We start from the raw sequence: 23,665 nt of genomic DNA on the forward strand, positions 1-23,665 counted from the left end.
TAATTTAAAATTCTTGTTTAAGACTTCCTTTTAAGAATGTATTTTTTGAATACCCTTTCCGGAAGAAACACAAAGCATATTGCATACGTGCTTTACAATAGTAAAGAGATTTAATATTGAAGAATATAAATTATTGCTCTAATGATAGTAATTATTACCCAAATAGCCGAAATCTAACAATTACAAGGCCTTAGAGTATATGTAATGGCTAATTAATGCAGTAAAAAACATATAAACAAGCTATAAACACGACTAATTAAACAACTTTTTAAATAACAAAATGTTATTTATTTTCGTGGTTATCAATATATTCTTTAGGTGTTACTTTGAATTCTTCTTTGAAACTTTTACCGAAATAGGTTGAAGAATTAAAGCCAGCTTTATATGCAATTTCCTTAACTGTAAAGTTACCTTGGATTAATAATTCCGCAGCATACTTTAAACGGATTACTCTAATAAAACCACTTGGGTTTTGCCCCGTTATAGATTGAATTTTTCTAAAAAACTGAGACTTACCAAGACCTATTTCTTTTAAAATATCAGCAATTTTAAAATCGGGATTACTTATATTTTCTAATACAATTTTTGTGGCCTTCTCGATAAAAGCTTCATCTAGAGAATTTGTTGTCAGTTCTTTTGAAGGCAGTATAGCACCAAGTTTAGAGAACTTTTGTTTTAACCTTTCTTTAGTATCTAAAAGGTTTTTTATTCTAGCTTTCAGTACTGTAATTCTAAAAGGTTTTGATACATAAGCATCTGCACCTTGATTAAAACCAGATATTAAATCTTCTTCCCTGCTTCTCGCAGTTAACAAAATTATAGGAATATGGCATGTTTCAAACTCCGCTTTTAAGGTTTTACACATTTCAAAACCATCCATTTTTGGCATCATTACATCACTAATAATAATGTCTGGATAATGCTTCAAAACCATTTCTAAACCTTTTTTTCCGTTAACGGCTTCTTTTACAATGTAATAATCGCTTAAATCATCTTTTAAATGCGCCCTCAGCTCACTATTATCTTCTACAATTAATATGGTTTGCTTTTTAGAATTCGTGGTTTCCGGTTGTAATTTTTCGGTTGGTAATGTTATATCGGAAGTCAGCATATCGTACTCTACAGCCTTCATTGAGTTTATTAAAAACTCGTTCTTAACATTTTCTACAACCTCTTCTCTACCCTTTATATCTAAAGGAATAGCAACTATAAATTTAGAGCCTTTTTTAAGTTTACTTTTTACAGTAATAGTACCCTCGTGCATTTCAACTAATGCTTTAGTAAAGTTTAATCCAATACCAGTACCCGACTTAGTAGCATCTAAACTAGAAAAGCGTGAAAACACTTGCTCTTGTTGCTCTTTATCCATACCAACACCGCTATCTTTAATAACAATTTCTACAAAATCGCCGCGTTGTTTCTGTTTTTTAAACACACCTGAAACACGGTTTTCCTGAGTTAAACTTGCTATATTAACGCTTATACTCCCGCCACGATCGGTAAATTTAATGGCATTAGAAATTAAATTTGTAATTACTTTTTCGAGTTTATCGAAATCAAAAAGAGATATTATTTCTTCGGAAGAAGATGCAAACTGATAGTCTATCTGTTTTTTTTCAGCTAAACCCTCAAATAAATCAAAGATAGATTCACTAAACTTTACGATATCGCCTTTTTCTAATTGTAAAGGCGCCATTCCTGCATCCATTTTTCGGTAATCTAAAAGCTGATTTACCAAATGCAAAAGGCGTCTAGCACTACGCTGTGCTGATAAAGCAGACGATTTTACAACGGTAGACTCATTTAAATTAACCAATATTTTTTCTAGCGGATTTAAGATCAAAGTAAGCGGTGTTCTAAACTCATGAGATACATTGATAAAGAACTGAAGCTTCATAACATCGAGGTTACGCTCCTGCGACTCTTGAATACGTCTACTATACAATCTCATAAAAAACCAAACAAGACCAGTAATTAAAACTAAATAAATAAGATAAGCCCACCATGTTTTCCATAATGGCGGTAAAATTTCTATGTGTATTAATGCCGATTCACTTTTCTCCCAAGCGCGATCTACAGAAGCCAAAACTTCAAAAGTATAACTACCTGGTAATAAATTAGCCTGATTAACTACGCGTGAACTCTTGATAGTTACAAAATTATCATCTATGCCATGCATTTTGTAGGCATACCTAACATGATCTGGATTATTATAAAAAAGCGCTTCAAACTCAAACGAAATATAATTCTCGTCATGCTTTAGCTCTATATATTTTGTTTGAGAAATGTCTTTAGTTAAAAGCACTCTACCATTTACAGAATCGCCATAATTTATCTTTTTATTATTTAAACGAAACCCTGTTATTTTTGGTTTTAAAACTTCCGCAGACTTTAAATTGATAGTTTTAGGATTAAAAATATTAAAACCATTAATACCTCCCGCTATTATTTTACCATCCTTAGTTTTTTCTATAGATTTACTTTGAAACTCTGCGCCTTGTATACCATCGTGCGTATTAAAGTTTTTAATTTGATCTGTTTTTGTATTAATAAATGAGAGACCATTTTTTGTAGTTGCCCACACATTCCCATCATTATCCTCCGCCATACCAACAACAAAGTTATTAGGTAGTCCGTTTGCCGATGCATACGCTTTTACAACTTTTAAATTGCTATCTAATTTAAAAACACCATTATCGGTACCTAACCAAATGTTGTGTAAAACATCTTCGGTGATATAATTTATTTTCTGCCCTGCAACTCCTTTTTCTCTTACTTCGGAAACGTCTAGCCTTTTTGGAATAAACTCACTGAGAGCATTTAAATCTAGAACATTCAAACCTAAATTGGTTCCGATAAGTAATCTATTTTTAGAATCAATAAATAGCGTAAAAATGTTATTACTCCCTAAGTTCTCTTTATAACTATGAAATGTTTTATTTTTAGCGTTATAAATATTTAAACCCTCACTTTTTAAACCTAACCAAATTCGGTTCTTAGAATCCTCAACACCTGTCCATATGGAGTTCTGACCTAGGGTTAAGCTATCTTTTTCATCATGATAAAACCTTTCAAATTGGTCAATTTCAGTATTAAATTTGTTTAAACCACCATCGAAAGTACAGATCCAAATATCGTTATTAGAATCTTCAAAAGTGTATAATATTTTATTTGAACTTAATGAATTTTCATCTTTAGGATTATGCGAAAAATTTTTAAAAGTATTACTTTCTGGATTGTATAAATCTAAACCTCCATTGTAAGTACCTAACCAAATTCGTTCTTTAGAATCCTGCAAAACCGATTGCACAATTTTTTCACTTAGCCCTTTTGGATTATTAGGTTGGTAATAGTGATGCCCAAAAGAGTTTTTAGACGGATCTAATTTACTCACACCTTTATCATAGCTACCAAGCCAGAAAACGCCATCATGATCTTGAAATATTTTTGAAGGTTGATTGTTGGGTAATGAAAACGGATCGAACGGGTTGTTAACTATATTTTGCTCTAATTTTGCTTCATGTTTATTGTATAACAACAAACCATACCCATCGGTAGAAATCCAAATAATGCCATTTTCATCTTGATAAAAATCTTGTATTGGTGCTTTATTTTCAACAATAGAAATGTGATTAAAACTATTACTTCTAGGATTCCAAAGTATTAAATTAGAAACATCATTACCAATCCAAAAATCGCCATCTTTATCTATAAAAACTCGTTTAGAGATGTGGTTTAGCTCATAAAAGCGTTTGTTTTCAATTAAAACCCTTTCAAAATTATTTTCAGCCTTATTATATTTATTTAAATAAGATCCATTTGTACTCAGCCAAATGTTGTTATTCTTATCTTTTAAAACCACGTTAACGTAGTTATTATCTATAGAGTTCTTGTTGTCTTCATTATTTTGAAACGTATTAATTTTTAAGTTAGATGCGCTAACATCATTATCTTTTAAGTCAATTTTTACTGCGCCTCTATTGGTCGCCACCCATATGGTGTTTTCAACCTCATCAAACAATAATTTATTTATAACCTCATTGGTATTTGATGTTAGAGATTCACTTTCAAAAATATTAACACGAGAAAATTGCTGAGTGTTTTTGTTTAAAATATTGAGCCCGTTATTGGTACCAATCCATAAATTACCACTTTTATCTTCTGTAAGGGTATTAATCCTGATGTTGCTAATGGAACTAGGATCGTTAAGATTTGGTCTAAAAACCTCAAAACCATATCCGTTATATTTGTTTAAGCCATCAATAGTACCAAACCACAGATAACCATCTCGATCCTGAAATATTTCGGAACATGTACTACTAGAGAGTCCATCTATCTTATCTAAATTCTCAAATTTTAAATTATTGAATTGAGCTAGAGCTGAAAATGAAATAAAAAGAGAAACTAATACAACATATAATCTCAAATTCATTTATTTTATTTGGTTTGATGGTTTTGGGTTATTGAACTTATAATACAAACTTAAATAAATTAACCGGTTTTTTTAAGGATGATATTCTAAACAGACTACTCAATCTTATTTGGAGAATTGAGTAGCCCATTTAAAATATGATTTATTTAGTTTTTAACTATCTTCTCGGTTATAACAACTCCATTCTTTTTAATAGAAACAAAATAAACACCTAGATTTAAATAACTAACATCGAATGATTTATTATTATTCTCAACTTTAGTTTGAAGTAATAACTTGCCTAGCATATCATGAATTTCTAAAATACTGCCTTGGCTATTTGTTAAAGTAAATACATCAATAACCGGATTTGGATACATAGACATTAAAGCATTATTCCCCTCTTCTACAGATAGAGAAATATCATTATAAAATCTAAACCAATTAAAGTTTGCTAAAGTTGTGTTGGCCTGACCATTAAAAACCAAAAACACCTCATGAGAACCTGATACATTTGTTAAAGCAGCTGAACTTGCTTTCCAGTTTTGCGAACCTCCCGTGGTTTCGCTAACATCTATAGTACCAATTAAAGTACCGTTATCACTATCTAATCTAATTTCTACAAACGTATCTTTAGTTGAAGATTTCCCAATTGCAACCTCAGCTGCATTAATACTATTTTCATCAAAATTAAAAACTCCATAGTTTAAAAAGTCGCCTTTTTGGATACCACCAATGTAAGAACCTCCTTCTGATGCTGCTTTAATCTCAACGCCTTGGCTATCACAATAATCTTCTGCATTTATTTGAGAATTTGCAATTATAGTACCACATGCATCGATATCATCCTCATTACTTATCAAATTAATTGTAAAATTATTCAGTTCAAAAGCATTATCTATTCCATTAAATAAAATTTTAAGAGCTTGCACACCTTTTGTTAAGGTTACATTACTCGCTACTTTAAAATCCTTCCAATCGCTTAATCCTGTAGAATGAGATCCCCCAAAAGGAACAACAACATCGGTTGTTACATCTGTTCCTCCAATATTAAATTTTATAGCACCATTGGCATTAACTGATGCATATCGTATTAAAATATCATAAGTGCCATTATTCGGAATGTTTACCGTGTACGTAAGCCATTCGCCTGATGCAATATCTGTTACATTATATCCACCTTCCGTGCATTCTTTAAGATCTACATTTTCATCAGTACGATACTCATTTCTAGAATTCCCCATTGAAGTATCATGGTAAATACGATTTTCACCACTTACTGTTGAATAATCAAAATTCTCAGCTTCTATAGTCATAGGCAAACCATTCATATTATAAACAGGCAAATTATTTCCATCGAAACCAGAAATAGGATCTCCAAAACATTCACTTGGCCTACGGAAGGTTAATCCGCCATAACCAAGATATGCCCCATTTGATGGTGCAGTTTCATATGTTCCATTTATATCAATAGATTTTTCTCTAGCTCTTAACGTCCATTTTGCATCATCTTGAGTTTTTAAGCCTCTACCAACATAATGTGCTGTTGGTAATTCCCAGGCAGCAACCGTATGGAAGGTACCACGTAATATTCTAGAAGCATCGGTACCATATATTGGAGACATAGCTAAAGACTTTGTTCGGTTGGTTCTATCCATACCTTCAATAAATTTACCCGAAGCAACTGTTGGAGTCCATTCTGTTGGTTGATCTGGATAAGACGCTATATAAGAGACACTGTATTTCATGTTATACTCTAAACCTAATAAAATACGAGAATCTGAAGCGCCCCAAAAATCCGTTCCTTGATTCCAAGCTATTTCACCAACCGAACATAGTAAAGATTCTCCCCACATAGTATGCACCTGATCTCGTGAGCTTTCTTGCGACTGCCCATTGGCATAAATATAATGAGTTAAAACGCCATTAAAACCGTAGTCTGGCGTTGTGTTGCCTATGGTATAATTGTAATCTACTTGATAGTCTGTTGTACTTTTTATACTACCTCTAATATGCGGACCAGCCTGATATGGTAAATCATCCGTGCGGTGTGGTAATCCCATAGTATACCTCAGTGCTCTATCGTACATAATTTCGTTATCTAAAAACACACCCATTGCCAAACACGCTCTTATAGCACTTAATTCTTGATTTCCAGCACGTACATAATCAAACAAATAAGCGCGCCAATACCATGTGCCTTGTGTAGTTAAATCTGCTGGTACTGCTGTATTAGAATATCCAGGATACACCAACATATCTTTAAAGGCTTGGATATCGTTGGCTGCCCAGCCAGAATAGGTGCTTTTTATAATCTCTGCGGCTTCTACCATTTGATATATTAAGGAACTCGTTAACGCTCTAGTACCTGTGTGTTGCAGATAAGTTAAGCCAGTCCATGCATTAAAAATTTCTACTGCCTTATCAGCATATCGACTATCTCCAGTAATACTCCATTGCAAAGCATTGTAATAGGCTGCTCTGCTATCACTTTCAAAAGCTGAGAGGTTGGTTTTAGGTGAATCTCGATACAAAACCGTCATAGAAGTATTTCCTTGAACAGCATAATTGTAACTTGCTTTAGAATCGGAAACCATATGTTGGTAAGAGCTAAACCAAGGATCAATCTCTGCTTCAACCATATATTTCATACGTTCTAAATCTGATTTTTTATGCGATAAACCTGGGTGTACAAATTGAGCATTTATGCTACCGATATACCCCAAAATGAAACATAGCAATACAAGTGTTTTGCTGGTTGAAATTGAAAAGGTTTCGTTTACGCTGAAAGTAGTTTTCTTCATGTCTTAATATTTATAATTTTAGTTTAGTTCCTGTTGTTTACTTCGCTAAAAAAGAAGCCTATTATTTTGAAAAACAGGCACTAATTTAATTCAGTAAATTCATCTAAATTTAAAGATGAGTGGTATTGTAAATCTAAAATTTAGACCATAATAATAAACGATATTATAACCCCTTGATTAAAAACTATTACCCATTTACTAGATATTACGGCATAAAAAAGCCCTAAACTTAAGTTTAGGGCTTTTTTAATTTTCTAGAAATATATATTCCTTTTGTATTAAACCACAAAAAGCACTATGCCTATAATAGCTAATACCGTTCCAACAAAATAGAAACCATATCTGGTTAACCTATCTTTCTGAAAAATATAATTTCCTTTATCGTCATTCTTCTCTTTTACAAATTTAAAATCTTCTTCTCCTTGTTTCATATCTTTTATATTTTATGTTGAATTAATATGTAGACATGTATTTTTTCTTCTTACTAAACATGTCCTTTTCAGTAGTTGTTCAAATGTATTTATTAAAGCCTTAATGGATTAACGGGATACTGTAAATTTTTGACGCAATACATTAATTGCACAATTTAAGCCTACTTTATTCCTTGAAAAACGTAATAGCGTTAACAATAAATGTTTTTGAATTAATACAGAACACGAAATAGTAGCACCTTTGAAAAAAACAAATTATGGAAAATATATTAGTAGCTGGTGCCAACGGTACCACCGGAAAAAAAATAGTAAACTTATTAAATGCATCTCAATATTTTAAACCTGTCGCTATGGTTCGTAAAACGGAACAAGAAGAACAATTTAAAAAAGATGGTATAGCAACCGTTTTAGGAGATTTAGAAAAAGATATCTCTCATACCTTAAAAGGTATAGACAAAGTAATATTTGCAGCGGGTTCTGGAGGAAAAAACGTTATTGACGTAGATCAAGAAGGTGCAAAAAAATTAGTAGATGCTTCAAAAAAAGCCAATGTTAAGAAATTTGTAATGCTAAGTTCTATGGGAGCAGAAAACCCAGAAAAAGCAAGCGACTTAAAAAACTATTTAATGGCTAAACATAACGCTGATGAATATTTAAAATTAAGCGAATTAACATATGCTATTGTTAGACCAGGAAGCTTAACAGATAATAACGCCACAGACCATATTGAATTAGAAAAAAGTTTAAATAAAAGTGGTTCTATAAGTAGAGCCGATGTTGCTCAGACTTTAGTAAGATCACTTCATGATGATGCCGCTATTAACCAAACTTTTGAAATTATAGAAGGTAATACTCTTATCGGAAAAGCTTTAGATACGCTGTCTTAATTAAAAGTATATACTTCAAGACTATTAGGTGTGTCTTTTTATTTTCAGAATAAAAAAGATACACCTTTTTTAATAAATATAATGCACTCATTTTTATTCAATCCGCTTTTTAAATCCCACCAAAACTGCGCTGTACCATGGAGCAATTACAAACAACACATCAATTTAGCATTAAAGAACTTCCTTCTTTAATAAAAGAAACATACACCTCATGGATGGCCGACGATCCGTTTAGGCTTAGCGCCATTGTGGCGTACTATACCGTATTGGCACTACCCGCTTTATTGGTGATTATAATAAATGTAATTGGTGCTATTTGGGGTGTTGAGATTGTACAAGGGCAATTAACCGATGAAATTTCGGCTGCATTGGGTAAAGATGCCGCAAGTGCTATAGAGAATATTATTAGTGAAACTCAAAATTCAGAGAGTAATTTTCTATCTACAGTTATTGGTATTGGTACACTACTTTTTGGTGCTACGGGTGTGTTTTATCAATTAAAAATATCATTAAACGAAATCTGGAAGATCAAAACTAATCCGAATGCTAAAATCTGGAAAATTATTACCGATCGTGCCTTAAGTTTTGCTTTCATATTAGTTATTGGTTTTTTACTGTTAGTTAGTTTTATAGTTACCGCCGCCATTAGCGCTTTAAATAGTTACATACGCGATGCTTTACCAGATGTTCTGCTCTACATAGCTTACATATTAGATTTTGTATTATCTGTGGGTATCATTTCTGTGCTTTTTGCTTTAATGTTTAAGTACTTACCCGATGCTAAAATTAAATGGCGAACCGTATGGATTGGTGCTATACTTACCGCCATACTCTTTGTACTCGGTAAATTATTACTGGGCATTTATTTTGGTCAAGCTGATCCAGGTTCTACCTATGGAGCAGCCGGCAGTATTGTTCTAATTCTCTTATGGGTTTCTTACTCCTCACTTATTTTATTCTTTGGGGCAGAATTCACCTATATCTATGCAAAACGCTATGGTAAAGGCATAGAACCGAAAACGATAGGTATTATAAAAGAATAAAAAAAAGTTCTGTACGAGTTAACTTTTTATTCGATACCATTAATTGATGTCATCTTAAATACTGAATTTTGATGTAATGGAAAACCAACCATTAATCACTAATACTTATGAAACACATTAGCCCAAACATTATTAGACAAGTTTTTGTACTGCTACTTATAATACTTATGGGCGTACTCATATTTCAAGAAATTCTACCTTATTTAAGTGGTGTTCTTGGTGCAATAACAATTTATGTTATTCTTAAAAAACCCATGAAAAAATTAACGGATAGAGGTTGGTATCCTAATATGGCAGCCCTCTTTTTAATGTTGATGTCTTTTTTGTGCATTATGGTTCCTATAGCTGGTTTAGCAGTTATGATGGGAAGTAAAATTCAATATGCAGTAGATAACTCACAGAAAGTAATTAATGCCGGTAAAGGACAATTAGAAAAAGTAGAATCGTATTTCAATATAAACATGGCGTCGGATATAGATACCGGAGCTATTACATCTTGGTTATCAGATAAATTACAAAATTTTGCAGGTGGCACATTCAATATGGTAATATCCATAACTTTAATGTACTTCCTTTTGTTTTTTATGCTTACCAATGGAAAAAAATTAAAAGAATCATTATTTGAATATATCCCTATTAAAGACGAAAATTTAACCATCATAGGCAAAGAAACTAGCGCCAATGTAAAAGCAAACGCCCTTGGTATTCCTTTGGTAGCTATTGGTCAAGGTATTGTGAGCTTAATTGGCTTTTTAATATTCGGAATTTCCGACCCGTTTTTTTGGGCCGCTATTGTTACCGTTGGATCTATGATTCCGTTTGTAGGTAGTGCATTGGGTACCATTCCAGTATTTTTATTAGCCTTATCAAACGGCGACACATTTCAGGCTTGGGGAATTTTAATTTACGGTATTGTGGCTATTGGGGCCACAGATAATGTGTTTAGACTATATATTTTAAAAAGGCTCGACGATGTACACCCTTTAATAACCTTAGTGGGCGTTTTGGTTGGGGTACCGCTATTCGGTTTTATTGGGTTAATCTTCGGGCCTTTATTAGTTAGTCTATTCCTTATTGTACTTCGCATTTACAAAAAACAATACGGAGAAACCCAATAAATAGTAATATAAACAGCTTACACGTTCAATACCATTCAATTTATAGCGATTTTATCCTTCTTAATGGATAGCATCAAAAAAGAACGGGAACAAGTCAACCCACACCGTCATTGAGTCGTAATATTGAAGTAGTAAGAATAATAAACCGTTCTGAAGCAATTCAGAATATAAAAACATACAATTATGAAAATAGGAATAATAGGAAGCGGAAAAATTGGAGGAAATTTAGGAAAACATTGGGCACAAGCAGGCCATAACGTGCTATTTAGCTCGAGACATCCCGAAGAATTAGGGAGTCTTGTAAAAGAAGCTGGAGCTAATGCCAAAGCCCTAACTGTAACAGAAACTTTTGAAGCTAAAGCTGACGTATACGTATTAGCCATGCCGTTTAAAGCCATTGACGAAATCGCGGAACATTACGCAGGCGAATATGCAAATAGCATCATTTTAGATGCTACTAACCCATACCCATCTCGAGATGGCGATATGGCACAAAATGTAAGAGATGCTAATTATAATGCATCGGAATATACAGCCATGAAATTTGGTACAGCAAAAACAGCCAAAGCGTTTAATACCATACAAGCCGATCACTTAAAAAATCGTGCTTTTAGAATGCAAGATAAACTATCTGTCCCTTTTGCAGCGCAAGATGAAAGTAGTAAAAACGCGGTAAAAGAGCTTATAGAAGATATTGGTTTCGATGCTGTTTATGTTGGGAACTTAAGTGATTCTAAAATCATGGATCCCGATCAAGAAATTTACGGTATGTCGGTTTCTAAAACAGAACTTTTAGATACCATTCATTCTCAAAAATCATTTTAACACCTTAATTTCTTAACATATTTAAAAGAAATTAATTAAAAACAAAACACATGCAAATTATATATGAATATCACGATGTGTCTGCAAGCAGTAGCTTAGAGGCCATCGCAAAAGACAAACTAGAAAGCTTACAGAAAAAATTCAATTTCGTCCATCGGGCCGATGTATTTTTTAAAGTGCAAAACCGAACAGACGATAAAGAACAAATTTGTGATATACGCTTAAGTTTACCAGGCCCAAGGATATTTGCATCCACAAATGCAGAAACATTTGAAGCGGCTATTGCTGAAACTATTCGAGACTTAGAAATTCAGCTAAACAAGACAAAAGATAAAATGGGAGCTAGATAAACGCTTAATTAAAAATAACTATAGGTGGTTGGAAATGGTCTTGACAAACTTTTGGATGTTGAGGCCTATTTCTTTTAAAGCCATCCCATTTTAATATTAACCCTTAAAACATAATACAATGAAAACTTCAGAAAATATAAATAATACAGATGCAACTTATAATTCTAACATTACAGAAGATGATATTAGTGCCCTAGGAAAAAAAGGCCTGAGAGCAGACTCTGAAGATGATAGATTGTTACTAGACCGAGAAGAATCGATAGATTTTCAAGGGAAAAATTTAGATATCCCAGGAAGAAGCAATAGTGGTATTAACACCACACAAATTATTACAGATGAAGAAAACACCCTCTTTGGACAAGGCGGTGAAGACAAAGAGAATTTAGAAGCCCCAGAGCGTGCCAATGTAAGTAGAAGTGAGAAGTAGAACGCGCCTGAATCTATAAATAAAAACTAGAAAAAGAAAGAAAACATTATGAGTAATACAAACGATAAAACCAATTTTGAGACTATTAATCCGGCAACAGGAGAAACAATAGCAACATATAAATATATGGACGGCAAAGAAGCTGCCAGCAAAGTAAAAGACGCACATAACGTCTTTTTGAAGTGGAAATTAACATCTTTAGATGAACGTGCAAAAATTATAAAATCTATTGGTAAAACTTTAGAGAAAAATAAGGATGCTTACGCTAAACTTATGACTCAGGAAATGGGTAAACTAATTTCACAGAGTTATGAAGAAATAGAATTATGTATTGGCATTTGCGACTATACCGCTACAGAAGGTTTAAAACATTTACAAGATGAGCATAGACCGCTTTACGATGGCGGACAAGGGACTATACATTATTCGCCAATTGGTGTAATTTACGGTATTCAACCCTGGAATTTCCCGTTATACCAACCTATTCGTTATTCTATAGCCAACTTAATGGCAGGAAACGGAGTTTTACTTAAACACGCAAAAAACGTAACAGGATCGGCTATTAAATTGAAAGAAATATATGAAGAAGCAGGACTTCCAAAAGATCTATTTCAGGTACTAGTAATTAATCACGATGTATCGGATGAAATTATTGCCAACGATGCCGTTAGAGGTGTTACATTAACAGGTAGTTCTGGAGCAGGAAAACACGTAGCTATAAAATCTGCCGAAGTATTAAAGAAAACCGTTTTAGAACTTGGTAGTAATGATGCTTATGTTGTTTTAGATGATGCTGATATAGACTTAGCAGCAGAAGTTTGTGCCAAAGCTAGAATATACAACAACGGACAAACCTGTGTTGCTGCTAAACGTTTTATAGTTGCTGATAGTGCTTACGATGCTTTTAAAGAAAAATTTGTTAGCCATATGGAAGCTATGGAACTTGGTGATCCCACAAATTCGGATACCGATTTAGGCCCTATAGCTCGAAAAGATTTAAGAGAAGAACTACATGATAAAGTAACAAAAAGTGTTGAAAACGGCGCTAAAATTTTATGCGGTGGCGAAATACCGAACACAAAAGGTTACTTCTACCCTTCTACTGTTTTAGATAATGTAAAACCAGGCCAACCTGCATATAGCGATGAGCTTTTTGGACCTGTAGCGTCTCTAATAAAAGCAAAAGATAATGAAGATGCTATGCGTATTGCCAATGATAGTAAATTTGGTTTAGGTGGTGGTATTTTCAGTAAAAACGAAGAGAAAGCTTTAGAGTTAGCCAAAAATCATTTTGATACAGGAATGATACATATTAATTCTTATGGCTTAGCATATCCTAATATGCCTTTTGGAGGCGTTAAAGATTCGGGTTACGGAAGAGAACACGGTGGTTTTGGTGTACGCGAGTTTACTAATGCAAAAGCCATTACTCAACAAAAATAAGAAGCTTAGTTTGAATAGACTTTTTTCAAATTAAACAGAATTAAATAACAAAAACCTCATCTTGAAAGTAATTTCAAGATGAGGTTTTTTTATGCGCTAAATATAAAAAGAGCCCTAATTATAGGGCTCTTTTTATATTTAACGCAATCTATTTTATTATAGTTCTATTTCTTGATATACACCGTCTTTTTATTTACGAATTCTAATATACCTTCCTGAGACAATTCGCGTCCATAACCAGAAGCCTTTGTTCCTCCAAAAGGTAATTGAGGATCCGATTTCACCATATCATTTATAAAAAATGCGCCATCAGGAATATGACTAATTAATTTTCTAGCGGCTTCTAAGTCTTTTGTAAAAATCATGGTACCTAAACCAAATTTAGAATGTGTTGCAGTCTCTATAGCTTCTTGCTTATCTGCTACACGAATAATGGCTGCTACTGGTCCAAAAAGCTCTTCATCGAATGCTGGCATGCCTGGCTTTACACCTTCTAAAATAGTCGGCTCAAAATAATTACCGTCGTTATTATAACCGTAAGTTACTTTAGCGCCTTTTTTAATAGAGTCTTCAACTTGTTTCTCTAAACCTTCTACTAAATCTTTTCTAGCCATTACGCCTATTTCGGTATCCATTTCCATAGGATCTCCTTTTTTAATTTCAGCAACGCGTTTTTTAAAGGCCTCTATAAACTCATCGTAAATAGCATCGACCACAATAAAACGTTTAGCGGCAATACAACTTTGTCCGGCGTTTTGCATTCTTGCCATCACTATAGTATCAATATGCTTTTCTAATTTTGCATCTTCTAGAATAATACAAGCGTTATTTCCTCCCAATTCCATAACCGATTTCTTTAAATGCTTTCCGGCTAACGCTGCAATATTACGTCCTGCTTTTTCACTTCCCGTAAGTGTAACACCAGCAACGCTTTCGTGAGCTATAATAGTTTCAATATCCTCATGCCCTATTAATACGGTTTGAAAACAACCTTCTGGATATCCAGCATCTATAAACAATTGTTCCATCGCCAAGGCACAACCTGTGGTGTTAGACGCATGTTTTAAAATGGCTGTATTACCAGCTGTAAGTGTTGGTGCAGCAAAACGCATAACTTGCCAAAACGGATAATTCCATGGCATAATAGCTAAAATAGTACCAGAAGGATCACAACTAATAAAGCTCTCTTTGGCATCTGTTTTAATTAATTCATCCGCTAAAAAATAAGCAGCATTTTTTACATAAAAATCACATACAGCACTACACTTTTCTATTTCGGCTATACTCTGTGAAATAGGTTTCCCCATCTCCTTCGTCATTAATTCTGCGTATTCCTGTTTTCTTTCTAATAGCAATTGAGATACCTTATTAAGCATATCGGTTCTATCACCAATAGATTTCATTTTCCAATCTTTAAAAGCATTAGCGCCTTTATCAATTATTCCTTGAACTTCAGACTCCGTATGTAATTGGTAAGTCTCTATATCCTTATTATTAAAAGGGTTTGTAGTTGTTATCATAGTTTTTTCATATTTAAATATACTGCAACAAAGTATGCACATATTATTAATAAAGGTAACACAATCCATTTACATATTGCCTCATACCCTTCTATGCCGACTAAGTTAATATTTTAAGCGTTTGCGTCAATACTAACCGTAAATAGATTGCATCTTTGTAACAGAAACAAGAAGTAATATTAATTTAAAACATTTTACAACATGAACAATAATGGAAACACATTTTTAGGAGTATTAGCAGGAACAGCAATAGGTGCTGCATTAGGAATTCTTTTTGCACCAGATAAAGGATCTGCAACTAGAAAAAGAATTGCTGAACAAGCAGAATCTGCTAAAGAGAGCATTACAGAAACCACATTAGATATTAGAGATAAAGCTGCTTCTACTGTAGCTTCTAAAAGAGAAACTTTGGATACGCAATTGAATAACATTGTATCGGACGCAAGTCACAAAGCAGAAGACGTTATATCTACTTTAGAAACTAAATTAGCAGATCTTAAAGCGAAGAATAAAAAACTTCAAAAATCATAATAAGAACTATAAAAAAGAAATCATAAATGGGAATAATTGAAGCATTAGACGAGACCAGCTCGAAGGCAGTAAAAACAGGAGAAGACTATGTGCAAACTTCTAAAAATTACTTTGAATTAAAAGTATTTCAGCAGTTAGCTATTTTATCTACTGCTGGTATTAAGTTAGCCATTTACGGCATACTTTGTACGCTGGGTCTCATATTTTTAGCCGTTGCAGGTGCAGCCGCTTTAAGCACGTATTTTGAAAGTGCCGCTTTAGGTTACTTATGTATAGCTGGCGTATTCTTCCTTTTCATCGGTATTGTTTATTTACTGAGAAAAAAGATAGAAAATAGCGTTATTAAAAAACTCTCTGAAAACTATTTTGACTAATGAAAAAGAAAAATTATAATTCCTTAGAGGAAATTAATACGGAACTACATCTATTGAGTATTCAACGTGAAATTCATTTAGAAGAACTAAAATTGACCAAACATCAATTAAAAGAAGACTTAAGTCCAGCAAACTGGATAAGCACAGCCCTAGCAGGCATTAAAAAATACGGCGTACTAATGCTACTACGCAAAATTATTAAATAGTGAAATATTCCCAAGATTTTTTTACAAAAACAATTTGATACAACTAGAACCTTAAAACGTTTTAGTTGTATTTTTTTTTGTTTTAATATGAAGGGTGACCGTCTTCCTTATATTATCCTAAGTTTAAAAAATACCTCTTTCCCAAATTTTCAACACAGCGTAAAAACTCACCTTAACAAACTAATAATCAAACTCTTTATCAATAGAGCTAATAACTGAATGGTTTCCGTTAAGGTTAACCTTTCATTAATAGTAAATTTGAGTGTGATATTAAATAGGCTGTATCATTAAAGAAAAGCCTACTAATTAAAAACAAAAAAATACTATGAGTACTTACACAGAAACAGTAGGAAATAAACTAAACGAAATTTTAGAAAAAACATACGATGCTGAAAAAGGATATGCCAAAGCAGCAGAAAACACAGATCACTCTTTATTAAAACCATACTTTAAAAAACGTAGTAAAGAACGTTACAATTTTGGACACGAATTGAAAGCCGAAATTTTAAAATTTGGTGAAGAACCAGAAAAAGGTGGTAGCGTTACAGGAACTGTACATAGAGCCTGGATGGATACAAAAGCCTTATTCTCTGCAAACGATGCCGAATCTATGTTAGAGGAATCTATTAGAGGAGAAAAAGCTGCAGTATCAGAATATGAAGATGCTTTAAAAGATACCGCTTTACCATTAAGTACCGCGACATTATTAAGCAACCAGATGCAAAGTATCAAATCGGACTTAAACACTATAAAATTTTTAGAAGACCTAAGTTAAGATCAACTTACGTTTACTAACAAAAAAAAGGGATGCTCAATAGCATCCCTTTTTTTTGTTTTAAATCTATTTATATAATAACACTAATAGCCTTAAGCGCCGGAACACCCAATTTTATTAGGCTATTTCGCAAATGGATTAACAATAGAACGGATTACGGCAATCTACACGCTACATAAGTGGCATCTTTGTATAAAGGAAGTTGGTAAAGCATCAACCGAATTATTAACCTTAAAACAAATTACTATGTTACGTTGGACAGTCACTTTTATAATATTAGCACTAATCGCCGGAGTTTTCGGATTTGGAGGAATAGCAGCAGGTGCGGCAAGCATCGCTAAAATTTTATTCTTCATATTTATTGTACTATTTATAGTCTCTTTAATTAGAGGAAATAAAAGGGTATAATTAAACTCACCTTGCAAATATTGGGGCAAGGAAAAAACACACCAATAATACATTAACCATTAAAACATACACAATATGAAAAAATCATTTTTATTCTTAGCATACGCCTTATTATTCACCATTTCAATCTCATCTTTTACTAGTTGTAGAGATGAAAAATCGACATCAGAAAAAGTTGAAGAAACTATTGATGATGCTGGAGACAACATCGAAGAAGGTGTTGAAGAAATTGAAGACGAAATTGATGATGCTACAGACGACAATTAATAGTATTGAAAGAAAGAAAATTAATATAATAGCAAACAACGGGCATTTCTACTTAAAGATTTAGCCCGTTGTTTCTTTAAAAAAACGAAAACATGGAAAAGAAAGATTTAAAAAGCGAAAAAGACTTTATTAAAGTATACCAAGAGAAAGGTTTTACCGGAAACTTCATGATGGTGAACCATAAATTAGTAGGTACCGAAACAAAAACAGAATACTACCCTATGGATATTAAGGTGGTTGCAGAACACCGTTTTGAAGGTATGAGCAATCCGTCGGATATGTCAATTTTATATGTTATTGAAACCAAACAAGGACATAAAGGTACCGTTTTGGCTAACTATAGCCCATCTAGCGATACGAGTACGGCCGAATTTTTTAAAGCCATTCCTAAAGAAAATGTATCTCAAGAAGCTAACTTTTTAGTTTAATATTTAGATATAAATTCTTTATTTAAATAACGTCAATATATTCCAAACACCGAAAAACCTACTGTAAAACAATGGCATACAATAATAAAAACAGCACCACCCTATTATAAAAGATTTAAATTTCTGTAATTTCAACTTCACCTAAAATCAACTTATTTACTTCGGAATAACTAGCAGATTCTCATTTGTTTTCTGATCATTTTAAAAAAAGTTTTGATATTGATAAAAGTATTATATTTATCAAAATAAAATTATACTCAAAAAAGTACATTTTTTTAAAATAATTTAGATCCAATTTTAGTCTGGTTTTATGAAAATAAATATCAAATTTGATTATACTTTTATCTGTAAAGCCGTTTTACACGAACAATTAGAAGCGCTCGGTTTAGAGTACAAGCTTAACAACTTAGGTGAAGTTGAATTCCAGAAAAAACTCTCTGTATTAGAAATCGAAAACGTAACGGAAGCTTTTAATAAGTATGGCATAGAAATATTGGCCAATCCACAAAACGTTTTAGTAGAACGCATCAAAGATTTAATAACAGAACTTATAAGCGACCCTGAGAAATCTAGAAAGTACAATGTTTCTAGTTATTTGGCCGATGAGTTAAACTATTCTTACGCACACCTATCGTCTGTATTTTCAGAAATAACATATTCTTCAATAGAGAATTTTATTATTCTGAAAAAAATTGACCTTGCCAAGCATCTTATTATTCATAAAGACTTTACTCTAACAGAAATTGCTCACCAACTAAATTATAGTAGTGTTGCACATTTATCTACGCAGTTTAAAAAAACAACGGGCCTTACGCCTTCTGCTTTTCAGCGTATTATAAAAAAACGACAAGAAATTGAATAATAAAAATTTAGAGCTATGCCGTTAACTATTATGAATATTGTTTTGGCCGACGATGACGAAGATGATCGCTTATTATTCGATGAGGCTATATCGGAAATTGATGTAAAAACTAAACTATCGTTATTTAATGATGGTAAAGCCCTTATGGATTATTTAGTTTTACCTGATACCATTTTACCAGAAATTGTATTTCTGGATTTAAACATGCCAATAAAAAATGGTATGCAATGTTTAAAAGAAATTCGTGCAAACGATAAACTTAAAGAGCTTTGCGTTGCCATATATTCTACATCTTCATCCGAGGAAGATATTGAAAACACCTTTGTTAATGGTGCCAACGTGTACATTAATAAACCTAACAGTTTCTCTGCGCTTAAAAAAGCTATAGATAAAGTTTTGAAAATAAACTGGCAATACCACACATCTGCGCTTAATAGAGATAATTTTTTGTTACGCTTATAACCAGTATTTCTTCAAGGTTTATCGCTGTAAAGCACAGAACATATTCTTTCTGTGCTCATTTGCTATTTTTTTTAACTCAATCGATTACAGGGTTAACCGAAACGGTTTTTTAAAAAATAGTTTCCTTACTTTAGCGAGGTTATCATTCATATAAATTCGAATTAGAAGGTGATTAAAACATACAAAATTTTTATTGTACTGCTTATTTTGGCGCTCTCGGTGTTAATGTATTTAGGTAGTAATAGCTACAAGCAAATTAGAGAATTAGAGAAAACCGCCGAAATGGTAATGCACACATTACGTGTAGAAACCGAGATTAACAGTCTGTTTTCTCAATATGCCATGATGCAATCTCGAATTTTTGAAAACAAGTTGTTAAACAATTTCGATCGGGAAACCTTATTAAAAAATCAAAAGGATACCACGTTAAAAATTTTTAAGCGTTTAGATATTCTAACCAAAGACAACCTTAAGCAGCAAAAGAATTTAGAAGAACTTATAGTTTTAGAAGCTGCTTTCTATAAAAGCATAGAATCTTTAAACACGGAGGCTACAGCCGATAAAGAACTGCAAAATGCACATTTACAAGATGTATCTGCATTAATGCGAAAAATAGAAACGATTAAAGCCAACATGTTGGGCCATGAAGAAATTCTGTTGTCGCGTCGCCAAGAAGAGTTTTCTAAATCGAGACGATTAAACCCAATAATGACGTTATTTTTAGGCATGTTTGCATTGCTTATTTTTATAATCTCGTTTTGGCAAATTAACAAGCAGCGTAAAAAAAACGATAGAACTACAGCCTTTCTAGAAAGTGTATTAAAAAACACTGAAAATATAGTAAGTTATTATACCCCTATTAAGGATGATAACGATAAAATAACCGATTTTAAAATTATTTACGTGAACGAAAACATTGAAGATGTATTAGGCACATCGTCTCTTGTTTTGGAAGATCAATTACTTTCTAAAGTGTTACCAATACATTTTGAAAATGGTGTTTTTGATGCTATGGTAACTTGCTACAACAGTGGCGAAACCCAACGCTTCGAAAAAACCAATAATTTTAACGATACCCGATATCGGTTTAAAACTAATGTGGTTAAGCTTAACGATGGTGTTCTGGCAACAGCTAGCGATACTACAGAAGAGTATGATATTAAGCAAAACCTAATTACCGCTAAAGACCAACTACAAACTCAAAACCTTTTACTTTTAGACAACCGTGCTTTTTTAAGTAACATATTTAAAAGCACCTCTAATATTGTAATGCATTTTAAGTCTATTAGAGATGCAGCAGGTAAAATTATTGATTTCGACACATTATTTATTAACGATGCCATTAGCGACGTTATTGGCGATATACCTGCCGATGTTAAGCATAAAAAAGCTTCGGAAATTTATCCAACAGTATTCGAGAATGGTGTATTCGAAAAAATGGTAACTTGTATTGAAGAAGAACGCCAAATTGAATACGAAACCAACTTTGAAAAAGATGGAGAAACCAGGTGGTTCCAAGCTACAGCTATTAAACTTAACGATGGTGTAACTATAACCACTAGTGATATTACACTGGAAAAAACAAGAGCTGCAAAATTAAACGATTTAAATGCTGAACTAGAAATACAAAACTCCATTTTTAAAGATGCCGAAGGTGTTGCAGATATTGGTAGTTATGTTTGGTATTTAGATACAGGAGCCGCAAATATATCGGACAATTTCTATAGAATTTTAGGGTTTACTCCCAATGAGTTTGATGTCACTTTTGATAGCTATAGAGAACTTGTGCATCCCGACGATTTAGGTCGTTACGATCAATTGGGTGAGGAAATTGTAGAACACGGAAACTCTGATATACATACCTACCGTGTAATTACCAAAAGAGGTAACGTAAAGCATATTTATGTAAACGGACAAAAGGTAATTAAAGAGGGCAGACCAGCTTCTGTTGGTGTTGTGCAAGATATAACCAACCGTGTAAAGACTGAAGAAAAATTAAGAAATAAGAATGAAGAGTTAAAACGTTCTAATGCCGAATTGGAAAGTTTCAACCGTGTGGCGAGTCATGATTTACAAGAACCTATGCGAAAAATACAAATGTTTATTTCTCGCCTTTCGGAACGTGAGCTAGATAAACTTTCCGATAAGGGAAAAATGTATTTTGAAAAAATAGACAGTTCTGCAAACCGTATGCAAACGCTTATTAAATATTTACTGGCCTACTCGCGTATTAACCGAACTAAAAAAGATTTTATAAAAATATCGCTTAACGATACTATGGAAAAAGTATTGGACGATCTGGAAGAACGTATTGAGGAAACTGGTGTTGATATTGCTATAGATACCTTACCATCACTAAAGGCCATTCCTTTTCAAATGGAACAACTGTTTAATAACTTAGTCTCTAACGCTATTAAATACGGTAGCACCACAGAGGCTCCAAAAATTGTTATTGACTGTAAAAAGCTATCTAGAAATAAAATTCCGGAAGTCTTTGATAAGAAACGTAAAAACTACTACCGCATATCTATAATGGATAATGGTATTGGTTTCGATCAAGAAAATGCCGAAAAAATATTCGGCCTCTTCGAGCGTTTACATCAAAAGGACGAATATTCGGGAACCGGAATTGGCTTAGCCATTTGCAAGAAAATTGTTTTAAACCATAAAGGACATATTGTAGCGCAGAGTGAACCCGGTAAAGGTTCTACATTCTGTATTTACTTGCCTGCTTAGAGTTAGGTAGCCCGAAATGTTTCCTATAAAACAAAATTACAAAGCGCATCTTTAAACACGATGCGCTTATTTTTTGATTGTTTTCTTCTTCAACTTCATATTTAAAAATTCCACTAAAAGTGAAAATGCTATAGCAAAATACAAGTATCCTTTTGGAATAGCACCAATAGTCTGTCCGAATATTACGGTGTTAGATAAATGTGCCGCTTCGGTAATTAACATAAAACCAATAAGTATTAAAAAGGATAAGGCTAGTAATTGCATAGATGGGTGTTCGCTTATAAACTCGCGTATTGGGTTTGCAAACAACATCATTATTAATATAGATATTACTACAGCTATTATCATTAATATAAGCGCATCGTTATGGTGTTCGCCAATACCGTTTGTCATTCCAACGGCTGTTAGTATAGAATCTATAGAGAATATAAAATCTATAATAACAATTTGCACTATGGCATTAGAAAGTGAGGTTATCTTTTTTCCTTTTAAATCTTGCTCCTCCTGCCCTGGTTCGTCTAGTTTTTCATGAATTTCCGAAGTACTCTTATATAATAAGAAGAGCCCACCGAAAAATAAAATGAGTGCTTGCCAACTTATACCTACTTCTAACCAAGACCATGTAATGGTGTAAAACGGCTCTTTTAGTCCTACAAGGAAAGATACACCTAATAATAATAAAATACGCTGTACCATGGCTAACATGAGCCCTAAGTTGGTTGCTTTTCGCTGTTGGTGCTCCGGAAGTTTATCGGCCGCTATGGAAATAAACACAATATTATCTATACCTAATATAATTTCTAAAAAGGTTAGGGTTAATAAAGCTACCCAAGCATCGGGACTTGAAAATATTTCGAACATGGTTTAATCTCTTTTTTTATGTGTAATTGAATACCGTTTAATATATAGATGAAATTTATAAAAAATTAACCACAGTTTGCTAGAAATACTTCATTTGCATCAAAATTTAATGGTTTAACGGCCTAAAACAGGCACTTTCCGATAATTATATAACATAATACGAAAATTGTATAACGAAAAAGGTGTGTCTATTTCTGAACTTTGTATCAAACAAAATAGCAGACCAATTATGAAAAATAATAGCCAAAATTACCTGACAAATTCGAGAGTAGGACGTAGATGGTCTAAAGAGACTTTAAACGATACGGAACACAATGTTTCGAACCCAACAGAATTAAGTTCTACAGAAGGAACTAAACAAGACCCAAATTATTAAAAAATATTGACCTTAAATTAATGATATGTCTAAAATATTAAATGTACTCGCTATAGTTCTTTTCGGTCTTTGGGCCATTGGATTTTTTGTGTACAACCTTATCATTATTTCACACATATT

23 protein-coding genes are annotated in these 23,665 nt (G+C 33.0%); 18 read left to right on the top strand and 5 right to left on the bottom strand.

From position 1 onward, the window contains the following. Positions 1–283: 283 nt before the first annotated feature. From V6246_RS04375 to V6246_RS04385, 3 genes are all read right to left on the bottom strand, one after another. Positions 284–4,432, bottom strand: coding sequence for a hybrid sensor histidine kinase/response regulator transcription factor (locus V6246_RS04375; RefSeq protein ID WP_341559144.1), 4,149 nt, complete (start codon positions 4,430–4,432; stop codon positions 284–286). Between the two features lie 146 nt (positions 4,433–4,578). Beyond that, positions 4,579–7,215 (bottom strand): carbohydrate-binding protein, encoded by a 2,637-nt coding sequence (locus V6246_RS04380; protein WP_341559146.1) that lies wholly within the window; start codon positions 7,213–7,215, stop codon positions 4,579–4,581. A 278-nt stretch (positions 7,216–7,493) separates the two neighbouring features. After that, positions 7,494–7,646, bottom strand: a complete 153-nt coding sequence (locus V6246_RS04385) for a hypothetical protein (protein ID WP_341559148.1) — start codon at positions 7,644–7,646, stop codon at positions 7,494–7,496. 257 nt (positions 7,647–7,903) lie between these two features. Between V6246_RS04385 and V6246_RS04390 the strand changes: the two genes are divergently transcribed. The 7 genes from V6246_RS04390 (at position 7,904) to V6246_RS04420 (ending at position 13,739) form a co-directional block, all read left to right on the top strand. Further along, positions 7,904–8,533 (top strand): SDR family oxidoreductase, encoded by a 630-nt coding sequence (locus V6246_RS04390; RefSeq protein ID WP_341559149.1) that lies wholly within the window; start codon positions 7,904–7,906, stop codon positions 8,531–8,533. A 137-nt stretch (positions 8,534–8,670) separates the two neighbouring features. Continuing rightward, positions 8,671–9,576 carry a YihY/virulence factor BrkB family protein gene (locus V6246_RS04395; protein WP_341559151.1) on the top strand — a complete coding sequence of 302 codons (906 nt, stop codon included), beginning with the start codon at positions 8,671–8,673 and terminating at the stop codon, positions 9,574–9,576. A 107-nt stretch (positions 9,577–9,683) separates the two neighbouring features. Further along, on the top strand, positions 9,684–10,694 hold the full coding sequence (locus V6246_RS04400) for an AI-2E family transporter (RefSeq protein ID WP_341559152.1): 1,011 nt from the start codon (positions 9,684–9,686) through the stop codon (positions 10,692–10,694). Positions 10,695–10,877: 183 nt separating this feature from the next. After that, on the top strand, positions 10,878–11,519 hold the full coding sequence (locus V6246_RS04405; protein ID WP_341559153.1) for an NADPH-dependent F420 reductase: 642 nt from the start codon (positions 10,878–10,880) through the stop codon (positions 11,517–11,519). A gap of 50 nt (positions 11,520–11,569) precedes the next feature. Then, positions 11,570–11,869 (top strand): ribosome hibernation-promoting factor, HPF/YfiA family, encoded by a 300-nt coding sequence (hpf, locus tag V6246_RS04410; RefSeq protein ID WP_159020560.1) that lies wholly within the window; start codon positions 11,570–11,572, stop codon positions 11,867–11,869. A 118-nt stretch (positions 11,870–11,987) separates the two neighbouring features. Further along, the gene (locus V6246_RS04415) at positions 11,988–12,296 is read left to right on the top strand and encodes a hypothetical protein (protein WP_341559156.1); all 309 of its coding nucleotides are present in this window, start codon (positions 11,988–11,990) and stop codon (positions 12,294–12,296) included. Between the two features lie 48 nt (positions 12,297–12,344). Then, a complete protein-coding gene (locus V6246_RS04420; protein ID WP_341559157.1) occupies positions 12,345–13,739 on the top strand; it encodes an NAD-dependent succinate-semialdehyde dehydrogenase in 1,395 nt (464 codons plus the stop codon). Between the two features lie 164 nt (positions 13,740–13,903). On the opposite strand, the gene V6246_RS04425 is transcribed toward V6246_RS04420, so the two are convergent. After that, complete coding sequence (locus V6246_RS04425; protein WP_341559158.1) at positions 13,904–15,259, bottom strand: NAD-dependent succinate-semialdehyde dehydrogenase; 1,356 nt, start codon at positions 15,257–15,259, stop codon at positions 13,904–13,906. 201 nt (positions 15,260–15,460) lie between these two features. Between V6246_RS04425 and V6246_RS04430 the strand changes: the two genes are divergently transcribed. The 10 genes from V6246_RS04430 to V6246_RS04475 all read left to right on the top strand — a co-directional run bounded on the left by V6246_RS04430 (position 15,461) and on the right by V6246_RS04475 (position 22,308). Continuing rightward, positions 15,461–15,790, top strand: coding sequence for a YtxH domain-containing protein (locus V6246_RS04430; RefSeq protein ID WP_042498659.1), 330 nt, complete (start codon positions 15,461–15,463; stop codon positions 15,788–15,790). Positions 15,791–15,816: 26 nt separating this feature from the next. Beyond that, positions 15,817–16,164 carry a hypothetical protein gene (locus tag V6246_RS04435; protein ID WP_341559160.1) on the top strand — a complete coding sequence of 116 codons (348 nt, stop codon included), beginning with the start codon at positions 15,817–15,819 and terminating at the stop codon, positions 16,162–16,164. Continuing rightward, positions 16,164–16,370 (top strand): DUF6327 family protein, encoded by a 207-nt coding sequence (locus V6246_RS04440; RefSeq protein ID WP_042498656.1) that lies wholly within the window; start codon positions 16,164–16,166, stop codon positions 16,368–16,370. The genes V6246_RS04435 and V6246_RS04440 overlap by 1 nt, the downstream gene beginning before the upstream one ends. Positions 16,371–16,695: 325 nt before the next feature. Then, positions 16,696–17,145 carry a ferritin-like domain-containing protein gene (locus V6246_RS04445; protein WP_341559162.1) on the top strand — a complete coding sequence of 150 codons (450 nt, stop codon included), beginning with the start codon at positions 16,696–16,698 and terminating at the stop codon, positions 17,143–17,145. Positions 17,146–17,391: 246 nt separating this feature from the next. Next, positions 17,392–17,553 carry a DUF1328 domain-containing protein gene (locus V6246_RS04450; protein WP_074935331.1) on the top strand — a complete coding sequence of 54 codons (162 nt, stop codon included), beginning with the start codon at positions 17,392–17,394 and terminating at the stop codon, positions 17,551–17,553. A 75-nt stretch (positions 17,554–17,628) separates the two neighbouring features. Continuing rightward, a complete protein-coding gene (locus V6246_RS04455; protein WP_042498647.1) occupies positions 17,629–17,820 on the top strand; it encodes a hypothetical protein in 192 nt (63 codons plus the stop codon). 92 nt (positions 17,821–17,912) lie between these two features. Beyond that, positions 17,913–18,248 (top strand): hypothetical protein, encoded by a 336-nt coding sequence (locus V6246_RS04460; protein ID WP_341559165.1) that lies wholly within the window; start codon positions 17,913–17,915, stop codon positions 18,246–18,248. A gap of 310 nt (positions 18,249–18,558) precedes the next feature. Next, a complete protein-coding gene (locus tag V6246_RS04465) occupies positions 18,559–19,110 on the top strand; it encodes a helix-turn-helix domain-containing protein (protein WP_159020568.1) in 552 nt (183 codons plus the stop codon). 15 nt (positions 19,111–19,125) lie between these two features. Continuing rightward, positions 19,126–19,572: a response regulator gene (locus V6246_RS04470; protein WP_158849708.1), complete on the top strand. Its 447-nt coding sequence runs from the start codon at positions 19,126–19,128 to the stop codon at positions 19,570–19,572. A gap of 168 nt (positions 19,573–19,740) precedes the next feature. Continuing rightward, entirely contained in the window at positions 19,741–22,308 is a 2,568-nt protein-coding gene (locus V6246_RS04475) for an ATP-binding protein (protein WP_341559168.1), read from the top strand. A gap of 66 nt (positions 22,309–22,374) precedes the next feature. Here the strand turns inward: V6246_RS04475 and V6246_RS04480 are convergent, their stop codons facing one another. Next, a complete protein-coding gene (locus V6246_RS04480; protein ID WP_341559169.1) occupies positions 22,375–23,169 on the bottom strand; it encodes a TerC family protein in 795 nt (264 codons plus the stop codon). Between the two features lie 229 nt (positions 23,170–23,398). Here V6246_RS04480 and V6246_RS04485 point away from each other — a divergent pair, with 229 nt between their 5' ends. Next, positions 23,399–23,545, top strand: coding sequence for a hypothetical protein (locus tag V6246_RS04485; protein ID WP_341559171.1), 147 nt, complete (start codon positions 23,399–23,401; stop codon positions 23,543–23,545). The last annotated feature ends 120 nt before the right edge of the window (positions 23,546–23,665 follow it).

The organism is Algibacter sp. TI.3.09 (assembly GCF_038154905.1).
In the GTDB taxonomy this organism is placed as follows: Bacteria; Bacteroidota; Bacteroidia; order Flavobacteriales; family Flavobacteriaceae; genus Algibacter.